Source organism: Bacillus sp. Root131 (assembly GCF_001429475.1).
Lineage (GTDB): Bacteria > Bacillota > Bacilli > Bacillales > Bacillaceae_G > Bacillus_A > Bacillus_A thuringiensis_S.
In genome coordinates this window covers 119,064-137,186 of sequence record NZ_LMJQ01000044.1, presented here as the reverse complement: position 1 = coordinate 137,186, position 18,123 = coordinate 119,064, and the positions used below count along the sequence as shown (strand labels likewise).

Genomic DNA, 18,123 nt, shown 5'->3' with positions numbered 1-18,123 from the left:
GGGTTAAAACAATGTTATGCGTTTTTATATGAAGCTATCCAATTGGATAGCTTCATGATTCATTGATTGCTCATTATTGCTTTTTAAAAGAAAATTTTCGTCGTGCTTTTGGATTTGTGAAAATTAGTAAAGCTACACAAATAATTAGTGAGATAATTGATATAATCATACCTAATTTGAAGTAAGGTGTAACGTAAGTCATTTCGATTACATGTGAGCCTTTTGTAATGGGAACACCGATAAAGGCAGAATTCGCTTTCGTAAATTCCTTTTCTTTTCCATCAACTTTTATAGTCCAACCTTTACTATATGGAACAGATAAATATAGGAGCCCGTCTTTATTTGAGTTGATATCCCCTTTTAAATAATTGTTCTTATAATAAATATTTTCAAGTCTATTTTCAGTTAATTTTTTTGTTTCTTTTTGTACACTTTCATAGTTTACGATATTTGCTTGTAAGTCACCTAATTCATACTCACCTGCCATATCAATAGAGATAGTTAGGTTTTCTGGACGCTCAGTGCCTAAATTGTAAACAAATCTTTCTAACGGATACGAGTATGCACCAGCATCGTCACCTTTTCCGATTGTTTTTCCATTAACAGTTGCATTGAATGTACCTGTATTTTTCAATTTTAATTCTATCAGTAGGTCACCAGGCGTATTAGGATAATTGATAGGTAAGATCATATTTCCAAAGCCATGAACAATTAGTTTGTTTCCTTCTTTTACCATATTTTCGAATTTTGCTTTTTCCATTTTAATAGATACTGCCTTTGACTTAAGGTCTTGTTTATTAAAATGGTTTAATGAAAATTCTTTTGTATTATTAACGACAACAGCATGTAATAATAATTGATCACGCTGAGCGAAGTTTAATTTAGAAAACTCTTCTTCACTTATAGCCGAATCATATACATACCCTAACGGTAAGGTATAGTTATTTTTGTAAATATTATATGGTCCTACTTGCTGTAATAGTTTATATCCATAAGGTACATTCTTTGGATCTGTATCAGCACTTAATACGCGATATTTTATACCTAGCATATTTTCAAGTAGCAGTCGACTATCAGCTTGATAAAACATTGAGGGTGTATCGTACATTTGGAATACGCCATATTTATTTTTCATAAAGTCATGGACATAATAATTAACCAAGCTTTGATATGTACTTACGCCATGATATCCTTGTAGCATTGGTGTGTTATATTCGCTATATGGATTAAGAATACGATAAAAGTCTTTATCATTTTCTTGTATGTAGCGAATTGCAGCAATTTCTTCTTTATTATCATAGCCTGGTTCGTGTAACTTTTCAGTTGAAATCTGGCTCTGTCCGTAAACGGTACTAAGTATATTATTCGCATACATATAATTCATAGAAATTGTGCTAACGAGTATGTTCAATACAACTAAAAATTGTATGAAAGGTTTAGAAATATAACGCCATAAACATACTGTAATAACAGAAAGAACGACAGTTCCGAGTAAAATGTTATCAACGTCTTGTAAAGGTTTATCAGTTACATTTATATTTGCTTTTCTATAAAATGCATAAATGAATAATCCAATAGACACTAATAAACTTATTAAATAAGGTAATTTGTAGTCTTTCTTATGAATAATCATCCAATCTAGAATGTATGCAATTGTTTGGGCAATGACAAATACAAATAAATAAAACCATCTAGATTGCATTGCTGAAAAACCATTAAATACAGAATATGTATATGGAAGCATAAACAGAATGAACATGAATAACGTAAAGAATACTTTATTTTTAACGAGTTTATCACGTATAAACATTCCAAATACGATTAAGAATAAAATTAAAGCTGGTAAAGCTAGTTGATGATTTTCAGCACTATACATGAAGAAAATATTTTCCATTAAATCTTTATAAAATTTATCTTCAAATAATAGTGGTATCTCAAACTTTTTTGATAGTCGATCGGCGCTAAATACGGCATTAACTGATGGGAGGAAGCAAACGGCGGCTAAACCGAGTGATAGTCCGTACAATAAGCCGATTCTAATATAATAAGTTAGAAAAGAGACAATCGTTTTATTTTTTTGTGTCGCAAAGTATTGGAATAATGCATAAATGAATATGAAAATACTTGTGATAAAAGCAAAATAAAAGTTTGATGCTAACATTAAAGTAGCAGCGATTAGGAAAAGTCCGCGCTTCTTTTCAATAATATATTTATCAAGTCCCCATATTACTAATGGTAAAAATACAATGGCATCAGCCATGAAATCCCATAGTAAAGAGTGGCGGATGAAAGTAATACAGCCACCATATATAATAGCAGCAACAAAAGATGAGAATGCTGTTTTATTATGGTAACGTAAAGAGCCATACATGAATAACATAGCTAAAAAGTTTTTTAAAATACTCATGTATAATTTCACGTCATACACTTGCTCAAGACTTAGTTTAGGTAGTAACAGTGTAATCCAGAAAAACGGTGATGTGCTGTAATAATAACTAAACTCTCCAAATAAATCTCCACCTAACCCATAATCAAAAGACCAGAAAAGGTTGCCATCTTTAAAGGCATGTTGCAGAAGAAACGTAAAGAAGCCAAATTGGCGTAATGCATCCCCTGTACCAGAAAAGGCTTGATTAGATGTTAAAAAGAAATAATGAAAAGCAAAAGCACACAATAATAATATTGGCATAATTATTATCGTTTTCTTGGAAAAGAACTTATTATTCGGCTTTATGCTCATAAAAATTGATAATCCTCCTTTAAAAGTTGTTATCATGTAGCAACTAGTTTTTAGGTAGCATATAAAAACACACCAATTTTTAAAGGTGTGTTCTTTAGTTTTAACATGAGAAAATATATATTTTTGTTGAAGCATATATATTTTTACAGGCATTGAAATTCATAGTTTACATGTAATTTAGTATAAGGCATTTTCAGAAAGTAAGTCAATTTGACCTGGAATATATAGAATTTTTTTACTGAAGAAAAATAGTGGTATATAAAAAAACAAAAAGCTTTTCCATTTTTAAATAGGAAAAACTTTTTGTTTTTAAGCATGTTTGCGAATGAGCTTTTGTTTTATAAACCCTAAAACGAATCCACGTATTTGAGGGTCAATTAAAACCCCGATTATACCGTATAGTATACCAGTAAGCGTTAAAGCAACTAATGGTGGTAAGTTGATTAATGCGATTCGGTATATACCGTAACTAATAATAAAGGCTAAGGAATTAAATATAATTCCTTTAACTAATAATTGCATGCCTTTACGAATAAAGAGGGTAAATCCGATTAATAGTGTAATTTCGGTAAGGATAGCTGCGGCAGCTGCCCCCATCATTCCATATTTACTACCTAGTACAATATAACCTATGATGGCAACAACTAATCCAATAGTCATTGTTGTTGCGCGTTTCCATTGCTGGCCAATTGTTGTTAAATTGTCGGCTAGTGGATAGTTAATTGATTGTAAAATAACCATAAACGCTAAAATAGCAAGAGCGTCACCAGCGGGAGCGTACTTTTCTCCTAATAAACTAACAATCCAGAAACTTGGATCAGCAATAAAGGGGATAGAAATTCCCATTCCTAAAAAAGACATAAGTTTTAATTCAAAACTTGATAATTTTCTATGTTCTTCGATGTTTTTCTCATTACCAAAAGCAAAAAGCCTTGGATAAAAGGCAGCTGCAATTACTCCCGGTATTTGATATAGTACAGCTGGTATTTTAGATGCAGCACCAAAGAATCCAACTTGATTATATGTTGAAACCTTTTCTAAGATAATAGGCCCCAATTGTGGTAAGAGCATAATGATGATTCCATTGATTGTGAAAATAAGTAGTTGATCTAAAATACCTTTATCCCAACCCTTATGGACTTTTGTATAGCGTATTGTCATTATAAAGGCGATAACACCTGTTACAAGACTAGATACCCCGTACATGGCAGCAACCATCATAAGTGACCATTGGAAAGACATCCCTAGTAATAGGGCAGCAGCAGCTGTTACACCTTGTAGTACAGAAATAATAGCTGTAAATTGCATGCGTTCTGTTACTTGGAAGTAAGCCATCCCAACACCTTGTAAGGTTGCTCCGAACATTGTTGGTAGAACAACCCAATATACCATCGCACGTAAGTAAGCATCGGGATAGAAGAACTGGGCAAAAATAGCGAAAAGTACAGAAATTACGATAGCTAATATTAAACGAATACGTAAATAACTACTTATTAGCACGCTAATATTAGCATCGCTTCTCGTTCCTTCACGCATAAACGTATGTGTCAAGCCTGCATCTGTAAAGTAACAAATAACAGCTGAAACTGCTAACGCAGTTGTAAACATACCGTAATCACTTGGAGAAACATATCTTGCAAAGAAAATGGTTGCAATAGCCAGTACAAATCGAACAGTAATATTTCCTACAAATAGGTAGGAGGCATTTTTAAGAATCTTATTTGTTTTCATGGGAAAAAACCTTTCTATTCTTTAGGACCTTTTTTGTCTGTCCTATTTGTAAATTTGATTTGTTTACGGAAAGAGAGGTGAGTACTATACTTTCAGTTTAAGAAAACAGAAATTTAATTCGTACAAACCAAAGCATTGCATATAGTTTTTTACTACGCTTTCCGTTTTTTGAATAGATTTTACGGCAATATTTCTTTATATCTTTTTTGATTAATTGAACTTGGGCATTATTTAATTGAGAGTTTTCTTTAATGTATATACAAGCATTATTGATAACCGTATAAGGGAATAAATAAGTCTCAAGAATCTCAATAAGTGACTGAGGGTCTTTCGTAATGAAGTCTTGAGATTTATTATGTACCCAGTCTTTCATACGATTGAATACTTCCAGTTCTTTAGTTGTTTTTAATTCGTAATCTTTATATTTAGAAGAAAGATTTCCTTCTGATAAGATTCTATAATATGTTAAATATTCATCGACATAGCATACATTTGTCACACTCATTAGTTTAAATAAAAACTCCAAGTCTTCTCCCCAGCTACATCCTGGTGTAAAACGGATATTATGATTCATTGCGATAGAGCGTTTGAAAATCCAAGTACTTGTTTGAGCAACAACTTGGTGTGTTAAGAATGCTTTTGCCATATCACCTTTAATAAAGTTTGTTGTATGCTCAACCTTTTCGCCTGTTTCTTCGTAGAAATTCATATAACCACAATAGCACGCGTCCATGTTGTTTTTATGCATACTCTCGATTTGTTTCTCAATTTTAGTTGGATGCCATAAGTCGTCACTATCAAGGAAAGCGACGTATTCTCCGCTAGCATTTTCAATCCCTGTATTACGAGCTACTGAAACACCTTGGTTTTTTTGGTGAACGTACTTTACTTGACCCGGATATTTTTCGGCAAGGTTTTTCACGATAGAAGGTGATTGATCTTTACTTCCATCATCTACAATTACAATTTCAATGTTTTTATATGTTTGATCTAGTATTGACTGCATCGTTTCTTCAATATATTTTTCCGTGTTATACAGAGGTATGACAACAGAAACAAGTTGCTTTTGTTCCATCATAGAATTTTTATCTCCTCAAGTTTTTTATGTCTTGCACCATATATACAAGCCCTTTGAAAGGGAGAAGATTACAAGAACATCTGTATAAGTTTAACGCATATAAACTTTGTAAATCAACTTTCTATTGTTGTACTTTGTATAAAAAGTATTTATTATAGAACGTATTGTGTTGTAAAAATATAGAAAAAATTTTTGAAGGTTATGTATCTGAAGGGAGAAGATGAGATGTTAGGGCGATTTACTCGCAAATCTAATATAGTCCTTTTAGGGATTATTATGATTGTCGGGTTTGCACTTCGTTTTGCAACTTTACAAACACATGGTGCAGATCTATCTATAGCTAGCGATGATATAGGTTATCAAAAAACGGCAAATATTTTATTGGAAACAGGGATGTTAACATACCATGAACCAGATAAACCAACGATTCATATTATGCCGGGTTTTCCAGCCTTATTAGCTGCTGTATTTTACTTTTTTGGAAATGGCAGTGAAGGTCTTTTTATAGCCAAATTAATCATTATTCTATTAGGGGTACTTAGTATTTTGCTAACTTATAAGATTGGTACTTATTTATTGAATCCTGCTGCAGGATTAATAGGTGCTTTCTTATTAGCTGTGTATCCTCCAGAGATTGTTATGGAAAATTTAACTTTAACAGAAGGGCCGTTTCTATTCCTTTCATTAGGATTAGTATATTGGAGTTTAAAATTAGCTGATACTCATAAAACGAAACATCTTCTGATTGTATTAATTTTCTATTTTTTAGCACTGTACCTCCGCGTACAAATTGCCTTATATCCAATCTTATTATTTGGGTATCTTTTAATGAAACGCTATCCATTCCGGATTATGATGAAGCAGGCGATTATAAGCATAGGAATAGGACTTATCGTACTTGGACCATGGTGGGCCCGCAATTACATTCAATTTGATAAATTTATCCCACTAACTGCAGGGGCAGGGAATCCGTTATTACTTGGAACGTATCAAGGGGAAGGTTACCCAGAAGGTAAGGATATGGGGGAACTTGAAATAGAATTACATGCAAAGTACCCTAATCTTGAAGCGCATGAATTTATGGAGTTAGAAGAAAAAATAGCCATTGATAAAATGAAAGAATGGTGGAAAACGAATAAGGGCTCTATGATAGAGAGTTATTTAGTCTTGAAACCAGAAATTCTTTGGAAAAAACCGTATTATTCTATAGAGCATAATATTGAAGTATTCAATGTTTCTGCAAAGGATATGAATGAAATATATAATTTTATTAAGACGACGTTTTTAATATGTACAGTACTTTCATTTATTTTCCTTTTAAAAAGGTGGAGAGAGACTACATTTTTATGGTCAATCCTTTTACTGCAAACAGCTTTAACATGTTTTTATGTTGCATATGAACGATATGCATTACCGTTAATACCATTCTTATTTATTATAATTGGAGTAGGGACCGTGGCAACGATTATGAAAATTAATAAATTATTAATTAGAAAAAAATAATTTGCAATAAAAAACATCTTAATTTTTTTAAAAAATTAAGATGTTTTTTTGTATATATTCATATTTAAATAGAAAACTATTCGTTATCGGTTTCAGTTTGCGTTACTTTTAATTTTTGCTTTAATAACGCATAATCTTGCGTTAATGTTACAAGTTGATGATGTAATTTAGAAATTTTTCTTGTTAAGTCAAAAATTAAGATGAAACAGAATAATAGTCCAAATAAAAATAAAACAGATGGAGGATATTCTACGTGTAATAGTTGTCCAATCCAATTTATAATTTTTTCAGTAGAACTTAAAATTGCCATTGAAACACAAACAAAAATCCATAAAATGGCATATTTAGTTTCTAAAGCTCCACGACGAATAGAATTAATAATTAATAAAAATAATAATAGAATGAAGATAAATGAAAAGGTAATTATAGGCATTTATTATCAACCTTTCACAATTTTTTGCATCAATATAGCAAGGCTTACTTTAATCATGTAATATGCAGATTTAAGAGGTGTAATAGAAGATTGTCCCCCTTGGCGCTCTTGCATATTTACGGATATTTCATGAATGCGTAATTTTTTCTTTTTTAAATGAATAAGGACTTCTGGTTCTGGATAATCTTTTGGATAATTATGTGCAAAAATCTTAATTACTTCTCGATTGATAGCACGATACCCAGAAGTTGGATCCATAAAGGTTTGTTTTGTTAGTACTTTCAGTAGAGCAGTAAAATAAAAAATACCAACTCTTCTGGAAATACTACCTTTATAAGCTGTTTTCTCTGTAAAACGTGAACCTAGCACCATATCGCATTGGTCTTCAGCAATAGGTTTTATAATTTTGTACAAGTCATCAGGATTATGTTGCCCATCAGCATCGAACTGAATTGCAATATCATATCCATTCTCATAAGCGTATTTATAACCAGTTTGTACAGCTGAGCCAATACCTAGGTTATATGGTAAGTTCACAAGGTGAACAGGAAAATCATTTACGATTTGAGCTGTTTTATCATGTGATCCATCATTAATAACGCAAATGCTTAATTCTGTAAAATGCTGTTTTAGTTTTAATAGTCTTGTTAATGTATCTGCAATTGCTTCTTCCTCGTTATACGCAGGAATAATAATTAACGTTTTTGGTATTGAAATTGGTACCTCAATAGACATTATCGCACCATCCCTTATATACTTAATTATATTATAGTTATTTTTAAACGAACCTTATCTAATATACCATTAATAGTATAGCAAAATAAAGGAAAAACTGGTGGGTTATTTTAGGAGACAAACAGTAAATAAAAGATAAGAGCTGGAATTTTTTTATAATAAAAAATACATGCAAGGATGAAATAAACCTGTGCATGTATGAAGTGAGAGTAGCGTATTATATATTCCATGGCTTACTTAAAGTTAAAACTTCAGCCATCTCTTTACTTTTTAAACGTCCCTTTTTTCGGTTTTCCGCACGTTCTAAACCGGTTGTGTGTAACCAATGTTCTTCCTGAGTTTCAGGGAGTACTTGTGGTACGGACGAAGGTTTTCCATCTTTTATTGCCACAAATGTAATGAAGCAAGTAGCAGCAATTCTACGCTCGCCTGCTAGTAAATTTTCTGCGATTACTTTTACGAAAACTTCCATTGAAGATTTCCCTGTATAACATACAAATGCTTCATAACAAACAGAATCAGCTTGGTGAATTGGAGTTAAAAAATCAACTGAATCAATAGATGCTGTTACGCAATGTTTACGACTATGTCTTGCAGCCGCAATTGAAGCAATACTATCAATTTCTGCTAATAATTTCCCTCCAAAAAGTGTTTGGTGATTATTTAAATCGTTAGGAAAAACACGTGTTGTCTTAATTGCTTTAGATTCTCGCATGAATTTCTTTTCCATATATTCAGCCCCTATAGTCTGTTTTCAATCAGAATAATATGTGTAAGCGGAGTACTCATATTAGATATTTAATGAAGTAAAGTGTATTCCAAAAGAGAATGATTTAAACTTCTGTATTTGTATTCATATAACTGAAAGAAAATTTATTTTATCTAAAATGTAGTGTAAAAGAGGATTCGCTTACATTGCAAGTAAAAAGTAATGACTATGTATTTGTCATAGAAATTCCCTATCAGCCGTGTACCCATTCATGATAGAATCGTTTTGTTATGAATGGAAATAGAGGTGCAATGGACATATGAATCATATACAAACAAATTTTTCATCTTTCTTCAATAAAATTACGATCGGTGCGATGCTCGCATTTTTTGTTTATAGTTGTTGGGCAGCATTTGAGACAAGTAAGCAATTTTTTGGAGGAAGTACAACAAGTGTAACAATCATACTGGCAATTTTCGTCATACTCATTTTGTTAGTGGCATCAATCCTACAATATCGTTTTACAGATAAACAATTTCTTATTTTTCTTATAAGTATATCTATAGTTGTGAGACTTAGTATGCTGTTATTTGTAGATGCTCCAATAATTGGTGATATGAAAGTGATGTATGAGTCTGCAAAGCAGATTGCAATTGGTAATAATATAGGGACTGTAACTCATTTGCCTTTTATTATATATGAGTCAGTAATTATTCGTATATTTGGTGATACATTATTCGCTTTACAACTATTTAATGTGTTATTTTGCGCAGGAACCGCATTTTTTATTTATCGTATTGCGGCAATGGTTTTTGGAGAAGAATGCGGGCGTATTGCTTCTATATTTTATGCTCTGTATATTCCAAATATATTCATGAGTTCCGTATTAACTCCTGAGTCACTTGCAATATTTTTATTTTATTTTGCTTGTTACATACTTTTATATAAAGGATTAGATCATCCTTATATGTGGGTGTTTTCAGCGATTTTATTTGCATTTAGTAATATGATTTTCCCAATGGGATTATTTCTTCCTATTTTTATCACGGTATATATATTATTAATTGAAGTGTTTCAATCAGCAACGAAACAAAAAGTGTTACTAAAGATGATAGGGATACTTATTCTATTTTATATTGCTCATTTTAGTGTGAATTATGGAATTAAGACAATGGGACTGTCACAATATACGATTGCGAATGAGACGTATGTTCAATCTGTCTTAATTGGAAAAACGCAACATGAGGAAAAAATATCGAAAAATCAAAGTGTAACAGAGCATATTGATCAAAAGTTAAAAGAGATTGAGGGAGAAAGATTTAAACTTTTAGAACCGATGATAAATCAGTTTTCAGAGGAGGGGATAAATTCTATTCTTTTCAAATGTGAAAAACTGATATATATAGCCGTAACATTGTTTATGAATATAGCTCTATTACACTTCCTAATTAAGAAACAACAAAATGAGGGATATATGTTGTTCTTATTTTTAATTAGTGGCTACGTATTGTTAAAGCTCTTCCAAGTAGATATGGCATATTACAATGTAATTATGCCGGCATTGTTTATTTTGCAGAGCTTTGGTGTTTATATGAGTTATGTGTATTGTCAAAAAATATTTTTCAGAAAGTAAAAAGAATCCATTCTGGATTCTTTTTTTGATGAAAGATGAAATTTAGTAGTCAGTGCAGATGAAAAGTATGCCTGACCTGAATTTTGTCTTATCGATTTAGTTCTAGTTGCAAATTATCGGCTGTTAGAGCCATTTGTGAGGAATCATCTTGAATTCCTTTCATGACTTGTGAAATAGTTTGTAGCTCATGTTCAATTTTCTTATTCTGTTCTTTTGAGTTAGACATATCTTTTACAATTTCTTGGAAGTATCGATCTGTTGCCGACATACTATCCGTTCCTTCCGATACGAGAGAGCTAATTTGTTTCACGGAAGACGAGACACGGGTAATTTGTTCATTTGTTTTTTCGACGAGCTTTGTAACGTTAAATATCGATTCTTTCGTTTGCTCTGATAATTTTCGGATTTCACCAGCAACAACAGAAAACCCCTTCCCAAATTCTCCAGCACGTGCAGACTCGATAGCAGCATTTAGTGCGAGTAAATTTGTTTGCTCCGCGATCGATTTAACGATATCTATGATTTCGTTAATTTTGTTAGAAATATCGAGAAGTTCATGAGTATCTGTAATAATCGTTTCCATATTCATTTGAATAGATCCCATTCGTTTGTTTTGCTGGTTTAATTGTTCTTTCCCTTTATTCGCTTTTTCTTCAGATGTTGTAGCTAATGATGTACCTGTTTTAGCAATCTCTACAATAGTTTCAGACTTAGCGGTTAGTTTTTGAATAGAAGAGCTTGTCTTTTCAGATACAGCAGCTAGTTCTGTTGCGATATGCGTAATTGTCATAGCAGTTAGTTCTTTTTCTTTCTCATGCTCTTTTTGCATTCTTTCATATTCAGATTCATAAGCTGCAAGAACAAGTTCTTGTTCAAGAGTGAATAATTTATTTATGACATTTATAGAATAGGAAAAATCATCGATTGTTGTTATTTTTGTTTGCAAAATCTTCATAATAGAGCGGAATAATTCTTGATAAGCAGCAGTATACCATTTTCGATGTAAGCCAATTTGTACATGTCGTTTGGCAATCCTAACACGCTGTTCAATAAAATCTTCATGCATATTGCCGCTGAATAATTCTTTAATATGTGTTTTTAAAGTTTGCTTTAGTTTTGGAATAGAGCTGTAACGTTCAATAATAGTAATTAAATTAGGTTGTTTTGTAATGTTGGCATAGAATTTTTCAGTAATCCAATCAATTTCTGCATAAATAAAAGGCTGTAGTACTTTTACAACTTGTAAATCTTCTTTTGAAATGTGTAGCATATCCATTTGAATTTTCAGTTCAGAATTAGTAGGTACATTAAAAGTTATTTGTTGGTCCTTACTTAATTCGATTATACTAGCGTTTGTTTTATTAATATTTTTTTTGAAAACCCCAAGCATCATTCTTCCCCCTGTGTATAAAACGTTTTCAATTTTAAAACTAATATAGAGTAATTATATATGCTTATATATAATTACTCTATATTAGTTCGTAGAATAGTATATAAATTAAGAGAATTCTAGATAGAATTCTCTTAATGGCCTTTATTAATTTTAGCATGTGTTTTAAAGAAAACAGGGAAATGCACATTATATATTACAGTGACGACACGAATAACGAATGTTACTAATAAACAAACATAGAAAGCTAATACGTGCGCGCCCATAGCGTGTGTGATTAGGAAGCTAATTGCTCCTAAGATAGAAGCGATTGCGTAAATCTCTTTTCGGAATACGTAAGGGATATCTTGAGCACAAATGTCACGCAAAATACCGCCTCCAATACCTGTAATGACTCCCATTGAAACAACTAAAAATGAGGCGTCAACATGATGTGACATTGCCGCATTTGCACCAATAGCTGTAAAAACGCCTAAGCCAACAGCATCAGAAAGCATAATAACGATTTGAAGTTTATTGATGCGCTCAAAAAACATACAAGTAAATAATGCTGATAATACACTTACGAAAAAGTAAATGGGTTTTACAAATGCGACAGGGGGCAGGTTACCAATCATGATATCACGAATAATACCGCCGCCGAGCGCAGTAGCTACAGCTAAACAAAGGACACCAAATAAATCTAAATCTTTTTTTAAACCAACTAATGTACCAGAAATGGCAGCGGCGATAATGCCAAGAAACGTAAATATATCGATTAATAACATGGCCTTAATCCCTTCCTCTTAAAGATGTTCCAGAGAAAAAATATACACTAAAGTATTGGAAATAACAATTACTTTTCGTTACATGTAGAAAAACGGATAAAATACATAAAGAAAGCGTTTGAAAATGTTTAGGGGAAAACGAAGCAAGGTTAATTTTTAGTTGTAGGGTAGCCGAGTGAATGTCATTTTTTAACCGTTAAATTATATATATCAATAAAATGATTAATAAATGTTTGCTATAATGCTGATAATAAGTGAAAGAGTGTTAGATAGTTTTTATAGAGATAGGGAAGGATAGCTAAAGGATAATATTTTCTAGTTACTAGTTACGATGGATTGGCTAGTTTCGGTATAAAAATAGTTCTCAATTTAAATATGAGTTATGTTATAATTGCTAGGTGTGTTTTAACGATAATAAATTATGATTAAAAGATAATGTTAAGATTTTGTATGGAGGTCTTGGAATGTTAGCAAATCAAGCTAGGGTTAGATTTGAGCATTTTTTGCTCTTTTTTATTATTTTACAGCCTGTTTTAGATTTATTAACGTCTCTTAGCATCACTTTATTAAAGTCAAATGCTACCGTTGGAATTTTAGTAAGATTCCTTATTATGGCTGTTGGTGGTATTTACATTTTAATTCAGGCAAAAGAGAAGGAAAATAGAAAGTTTTTAATTTATCTTATATTATTAGCCGGAGTTTTAGGGGTAGGATTTATTAATAATAAACTAGTTAAGGATCCTATTGTACTTAGTGAAGAAGTTAAATTCGTTGCGAAAGCATTATATATATATATTATGCTGGGGTCATACATTTTAGCTTTAAAATCATTGAAAAAGACAGTTAATATTAGTGATAAGGTTCGAAATAGTATTGTATATTCTACATTAATCATTAATGCAATTATGGTTATTTCTATTTCAACATCTACTGACTTTGGTAGTTATGAATGGATGAAGGTTGGTTCTCGAGGTTGGTTCTATGCAGGGAATGAACTAGGTTCAATCTTAGCTATTATTTTCCCTATTGTGGTACTATATTCTATTCAAAAAACAAAGAGCTGGAAACACATTTTATATTGGATTCCATCAATTTTAATGATTTATTCGCTAATTCAGGTTGGTACGAAAGTAGGAATGGGCTCAATTGGTGCTACGTTAGCGGCAGCAATCGGGATTATTTTACTTCAATTATTATTTGATAGAAAAAATCCGAACAAAAAATCCCTTGCGCTTAATGCAGTAATTGCTATTATCCTATTGGCCGGTGTAGTTGGAACGTTTAAACAAACGCCATTAGCACAAAATATGGGTATTCACAATAATTATTTATCAGAGCAAAATGTGGCACAGCAAGGTCAAAAAGAAAAAGAAATTAAAGAGAAGCTGAAAAAAGAGCAAGAACTTAAAGAAAAAGAAGAAAAGCACCATAAGGCTGAAAAACCAGAAGAAAAGGCGAAGATAGAAGAGGAAGTTAAGAAAGAGCTTGAGAAAGAGCAAAAGAAAGAAAATCAAGAAAACCTTATTTTCAGTGGACGTCAAGTATATGAAGAAAGACATAAGCAGTTCTTTAAAGAAGCGCCAATGTCACAAAAGTTATTAGGAATGGGTTATGCAGGTAACTTTAAATACAATGAACAAAAGCAGCCAGATCCAAAATTAATTGAAATGGACTTCCATGATTGGTTTTATGATTTCGGGATTATTGGCTTTGTATTACTAATGATTCCATTTATTTATTACGGGCTAAGAATTCTACTAGCATTTGCTACGAGATTTAAGGACATATTTAATATAAAATATGGAATGATTTCAGCAAGCTTATTGTTAGCGTTAGGTATTGCTTATATTGCAGGACATATTTTAACAGCACCAGGAGTTGGGATTTACTTTGTAGTGGTGCTAGCTTATCTAATAGTAGACCTAGAAATTGAATGATAAAAATAAAAGCTAACTTTTGTTAGCTTTTATTTTTTAGTACAGTAAAATAAAAATAGCTGGAAACGTAGCGAGGATTTAAAGGAGGAAAAAACATGAGAATATTGCATATGAATGCAGGAGCAGAAGATGGGGGAGGGAAAACACATATTATTTCACTTCTCGATCAGTTTCCAACTGGTGAAGTAGAATTAGCAGTATTTGAAGATGGAATTGTTGCGAAGGAAGCAAGGGAATTAGGGATAAAAGTCCATGTGTTTTCACAAAAATCGCGCTATGATTTATCCATTTTAAAGAATATAAGTGAATTTATTAATAAAGAAAAATTTGATGTAGTTCATACGCATGGTCCTAGGGCTAATTTCTATGTTTCTTTAATGAAAAAGAGAATAAAGGCAAAATGGGTAACGACTATTCATAGTGATCCATTTCAAGACTTTACTAAACAGGGCTTCAAAGGTTGGATTTTTACGAAATTAAATTTGAAAGCTTTAAAAAATATAGACTTATTTTTCGTTGTAACAAATAGATTGAAAAAAAGCCTGGCAGCATTAGGGATTTCAAATGAAAAGATGCATGTTATTTATAATGGAATTGAATACGATAAGGAAAAAGCAGAAGGCTATAATAAAAAAGAAATGTTCAATATTGCTGAAGATGTATTTACGGCAATCCAAGTAGCGCGATTACATCCTGTCAAAGGACATGAAGTTTTATTCGATGCGTTACAACAAACAAAATTGGAGAAAATTAAAGTATTATTAGTTGGCGATGGCCCATTAGAAGAAAATCTAAAGTCATTAGCTACTGAAAAAGGGATTAACGATAAAGTAGAGTTTTTAGGACATCGTCAAGATGTAAAACAATTATTTGCGTCGTCACATGTAAATTTATTAACTTCTCATAGTGAAGGGTTCCCACTAGTTTTATTAGAAGCGGCAAATCAACGCGTACCATCAATTGTGACTAGGGCTGGAGAAATTGAACCATTAATCGTAGATGAAACTTACGGATGGATTGTGCCAACAGATGATGGAAAGGCATTAGCATTAGCTTTAGAAGAAGCGTATGATAAGTGGAAAACTGGAGAATTAGCAGCAATGGGTAAACATATTTTTGAGCATGCTACTATGAATTTCTCACTTCAAAAACTATATGAAGATACAAAGGAAACATATAAGCAATTAATAGCGAAAAACTTGTAATGATAGAGAGGATAGTTAACTATGGCAGTACAAACAGTTGATATTCTAGGCGTTCCTTTTTCTACAATGACAATGGATGAAACGGTCAAATATTTAAAAGAACAACTAGAAGCGGAGCGAACTCATACGTTTCAGGTAGTAACAGCAAACCCTGAAATTGTTATGTGCGCAAAAAAGGATGAAAAGTTCTATCAAACATTATTGAATACAGATTTAATTACACCTGATGGTATTGGGGTTGTAAAGGCAAGCGGCATGCTTGGTACACCTTTAAAAGAACGTGTAGCAGGTTTTGATTTAATGTGTAATTTACTTGCGAAGTTATCAGAAGATAGTAAACCAGTATCTGTTTTCTTATTAGGTGCAAAGCCGCATGTTGTACAAGCTGCAGCAGATCATTTAACAAAGACATATTCAGCTGTATCCATCGCCGGTACACAAGATGGTTATTTCAAACAAGAAGACGAAGAGAATATTATTTCTCGCATTCAAGAAGCAAAACCAGATTTATTACTTGTTGCACTCGGTTTCCCGAGACAAGAGAACTTTATCCAAAACAATAAGCATCGTTTAGAAACGAAAATGGCTGTTGGAGTGGGTGGAAGTTTAGACGTATGGGCTGGAGAGGTAAAACGTGCACCAAAATGGATTCAAGCGATTCATTTAGAGTGGTTTTATAGATTATGCAGTAATCCAACACGCTGGCGTCGTCAGTTAGTATTAGCGGAATTTTTAAAAGAAGTAATGCGTTCGAAAAAGTAGCGAAATATCGCTACTTTTTTTTATTTATTCATTTTTAATGAAGTGAAACTTTAATCAGTGAGTCATCCCTACTGATTATTAGCCCTCACCAATCGGGATAGACGTTTTACTTTTTGGGAATGATGAAGGAGAATTTTTTACACAAAAGTATTTTACTTATACAATTCACACATGTAAAATGATGTGTAAAGACACCTGTGTGAGGAGGACTTCTAGTGGGCAAGGTAAAAGAAATTTCGAAGCGCAAACTACTTGGTATAGCTGGACTTGGATGGCTATTTGATGCAATGGATGTTGGAATGCTTTCATTTGTAATGGTAGCCTTGCAAAAGGATTGGGGATTAACGAGCCAGGAAATGGGCTGGATAGGCAGTATTAACTCAATCGGTATGGCAGTAGGAGCGCTTATTTTTGGGATACTATCAGATAGAATAGGCCGAAAATCAGTCTTTATTATTACATTATTATTATTTTCTATCGGTAGTGGTTTAACTGCATTAACAACGACACTCGCGATGTTTCTCGTTTTACGCTTTTTAATTGGTATGGGGCTTGGCGGAGAGCTTCCGGTTGCCTCTACACTAGTATCAGAGAGTGTTGAAGCGCATGAGCGTGGGAAAATTGTTGTGTTATTAGAAAGTTTTTGGGCAGGTGGATGGCTAATTGCAGCCCTTATCTCGTATTTTGTTATTCCTAAATATGGTTGGGAAATTGCGATGGTATTGAGTGCAGTTCCAGCACTATATGCTTTATATTTAAGATGGAATTTACCGGATTCCCCAAGGTTCCAAAAAGTTGAAAAAAGACCATCTGTTATTGAAAATATAAAATCAGTTTGGTCTGGGGAATATCGTAAAGCAACAATTATGCTATGGATTCTATGGTTTTGTGTTGTCTTTTCTTATTATGGAATGTTCCTTTGGTTACCGAGTGTAATGGTGCTAAAAGGATTTAGTTTAATAAAAAGTTTCCAATACGTACTTATTATGACATTAGCTCAACTTCCAGGATATTTCACCGCTGCTTGGTTTATTGAACGTCTCGGTCGTAAATTTGTGTTGGTTACGTATTTAATCGGGACAGCTTGCAGTGCCTATTTGTTTGGGGTTGCGGATTCATTAACAGTATTAATCGTGGCAGGTATGTTACTATCCTTCTTTAACTTAGGTGCTTGGGGAGCATTATACGCCTATACACCTGAACAGTATCCGACGGTTATTCGTGGTACTGGTGCAGGAATGGCAGCAGCATTTGGGCGTATTGGTGGTATTCTTGGGCCACTATTAGTGGGGTATTTAGTTGCCTCAGAAGCTTCACTATCACTAATATTTACGATTTTCTGCGGATCAATTTTAATTGGTGTATTCGCTGTAGTAATACTTGGACAGGAAACGAAGCAACGAGAATTAGTATAAAGTGAAATTTTAAACGTAGCCCTGACCGTTTATTACCCTACACTACTCCGCTCTTTCTAGGCAGTTAATGTAGGATAAAGGGGGA

14 protein-coding genes are annotated in these 18,123 nt (G+C 32.7%); 6 read left to right on the top strand and 8 right to left on the bottom strand.

Going from position 1 to position 18,123, the window contains the following annotated elements:
- Window positions 1–73: 73 nt before the first annotated feature.
- From ASE54_RS32250 to ASE54_RS32240, 3 genes are all read right to left on the bottom strand, one after another.
- Window positions 74–2,740 (bottom strand): YfhO family protein, encoded by a 2,667-nt coding sequence (locus ASE54_RS32250; RefSeq protein ID WP_000023698.1) that lies wholly within the window; start codon window positions 2,738–2,740, stop codon window positions 74–76.
- 309 nt (window positions 2,741–3,049) lie between these two features.
- Entirely contained in the window at window positions 3,050–4,471 is a 1,422-nt protein-coding gene (locus ASE54_RS32245) for an oligosaccharide flippase family protein (protein ID WP_000856134.1), read from the bottom strand.
- 97 nt (window positions 4,472–4,568) lie between these two features.
- The gene (locus ASE54_RS32240; RefSeq protein WP_000970526.1) at window positions 4,569–5,549 is read right to left on the bottom strand and encodes a glycosyltransferase; all 981 of its coding nucleotides are present in this window, start codon (window positions 5,547–5,549) and stop codon (window positions 4,569–4,571) included.
- Between the two features lie 225 nt (window positions 5,550–5,774).
- On the opposite strand from ASE54_RS32240, the gene ASE54_RS32235 reads away from it, so the two are divergent.
- Window positions 5,775–7,052 carry a glycosyltransferase family 39 protein gene (locus tag ASE54_RS32235; protein WP_000901472.1) on the top strand — a complete coding sequence of 426 codons (1,278 nt, stop codon included), beginning with the start codon at window positions 5,775–5,777 and terminating at the stop codon, window positions 7,050–7,052.
- 76 nt (window positions 7,053–7,128) lie between these two features.
- Here the strand turns inward: ASE54_RS32235 and ASE54_RS32230 are convergent, their stop codons facing one another.
- The 3 genes from ASE54_RS32230 to ASE54_RS32220 all read right to left on the bottom strand — a co-directional run bounded on the left by ASE54_RS32230 (window position 7,129) and on the right by ASE54_RS32220 (window position 8,950).
- The gene (locus tag ASE54_RS32230) at window positions 7,129–7,485 is read right to left on the bottom strand and encodes a DUF2304 domain-containing protein (protein ID WP_001121769.1); all 357 of its coding nucleotides are present in this window, start codon (window positions 7,483–7,485) and stop codon (window positions 7,129–7,131) included.
- A gap of 6 nt (window positions 7,486–7,491) precedes the next feature.
- On the bottom strand, window positions 7,492–8,220 hold the full coding sequence (locus ASE54_RS32225) for a glycosyltransferase family 2 protein (protein WP_000021477.1): 729 nt from the start codon (window positions 8,218–8,220) through the stop codon (window positions 7,492–7,494).
- A gap of 217 nt (window positions 8,221–8,437) precedes the next feature.
- Window positions 8,438–8,950, bottom strand: a complete 513-nt coding sequence (locus tag ASE54_RS32220; RefSeq protein ID WP_000412126.1) for an acyl-CoA thioesterase — start codon at window positions 8,948–8,950, stop codon at window positions 8,438–8,440.
- A 298-nt stretch (window positions 8,951–9,248) separates the two neighbouring features.
- Between ASE54_RS32220 and ASE54_RS32215 the strand changes: the two genes are divergently transcribed.
- Window positions 9,249–10,562: a glycosyltransferase family 39 protein gene (locus ASE54_RS32215; protein WP_001015635.1), complete on the top strand. Its 1,314-nt coding sequence runs from the start codon at window positions 9,249–9,251 to the stop codon at window positions 10,560–10,562.
- A gap of 88 nt (window positions 10,563–10,650) precedes the next feature.
- Here ASE54_RS32215 and ASE54_RS32210 read toward each other — a convergent pair whose 3' ends face one another.
- The gene (locus ASE54_RS32210; protein WP_000901886.1) at window positions 10,651–11,952 is read right to left on the bottom strand and encodes a globin-coupled sensor protein; all 1,302 of its coding nucleotides are present in this window, start codon (window positions 11,950–11,952) and stop codon (window positions 10,651–10,653) included.
- A gap of 134 nt (window positions 11,953–12,086) precedes the next feature.
- Window positions 12,087–12,719 (bottom strand): TRIC cation channel family protein, encoded by a 633-nt coding sequence (locus ASE54_RS32205; RefSeq protein ID WP_000924367.1) that lies wholly within the window; start codon window positions 12,717–12,719, stop codon window positions 12,087–12,089.
- A gap of 464 nt (window positions 12,720–13,183) precedes the next feature.
- Between ASE54_RS32205 and ASE54_RS32200 the strand changes: the two genes are divergently transcribed.
- The 4 genes from ASE54_RS32200 (at window position 13,184) to ASE54_RS32185 (ending at window position 18,038) form a co-directional block, all read left to right on the top strand.
- Window positions 13,184–14,656: an O-antigen ligase family protein gene (locus ASE54_RS32200; protein ID WP_000880761.1), complete on the top strand. Its 1,473-nt coding sequence runs from the start codon at window positions 13,184–13,186 to the stop codon at window positions 14,654–14,656.
- A gap of 95 nt (window positions 14,657–14,751) precedes the next feature.
- Window positions 14,752–15,861 (top strand): glycosyltransferase family 4 protein, encoded by a 1,110-nt coding sequence (locus tag ASE54_RS32195; RefSeq protein ID WP_001221222.1) that lies wholly within the window; start codon window positions 14,752–14,754, stop codon window positions 15,859–15,861.
- A 21-nt stretch (window positions 15,862–15,882) separates the two neighbouring features.
- Window positions 15,883–16,623, top strand: a complete 741-nt coding sequence (locus ASE54_RS32190; RefSeq protein WP_000290744.1) for a WecB/TagA/CpsF family glycosyltransferase — start codon at window positions 15,883–15,885, stop codon at window positions 16,621–16,623.
- A 215-nt stretch (window positions 16,624–16,838) separates the two neighbouring features.
- A complete protein-coding gene (locus tag ASE54_RS32185) occupies window positions 16,839–18,038 on the top strand; it encodes an MFS transporter (RefSeq protein ID WP_000521109.1) in 1,200 nt (399 codons plus the stop codon).
- Window positions 18,039–18,123: the final 85 nt, after the last annotated feature.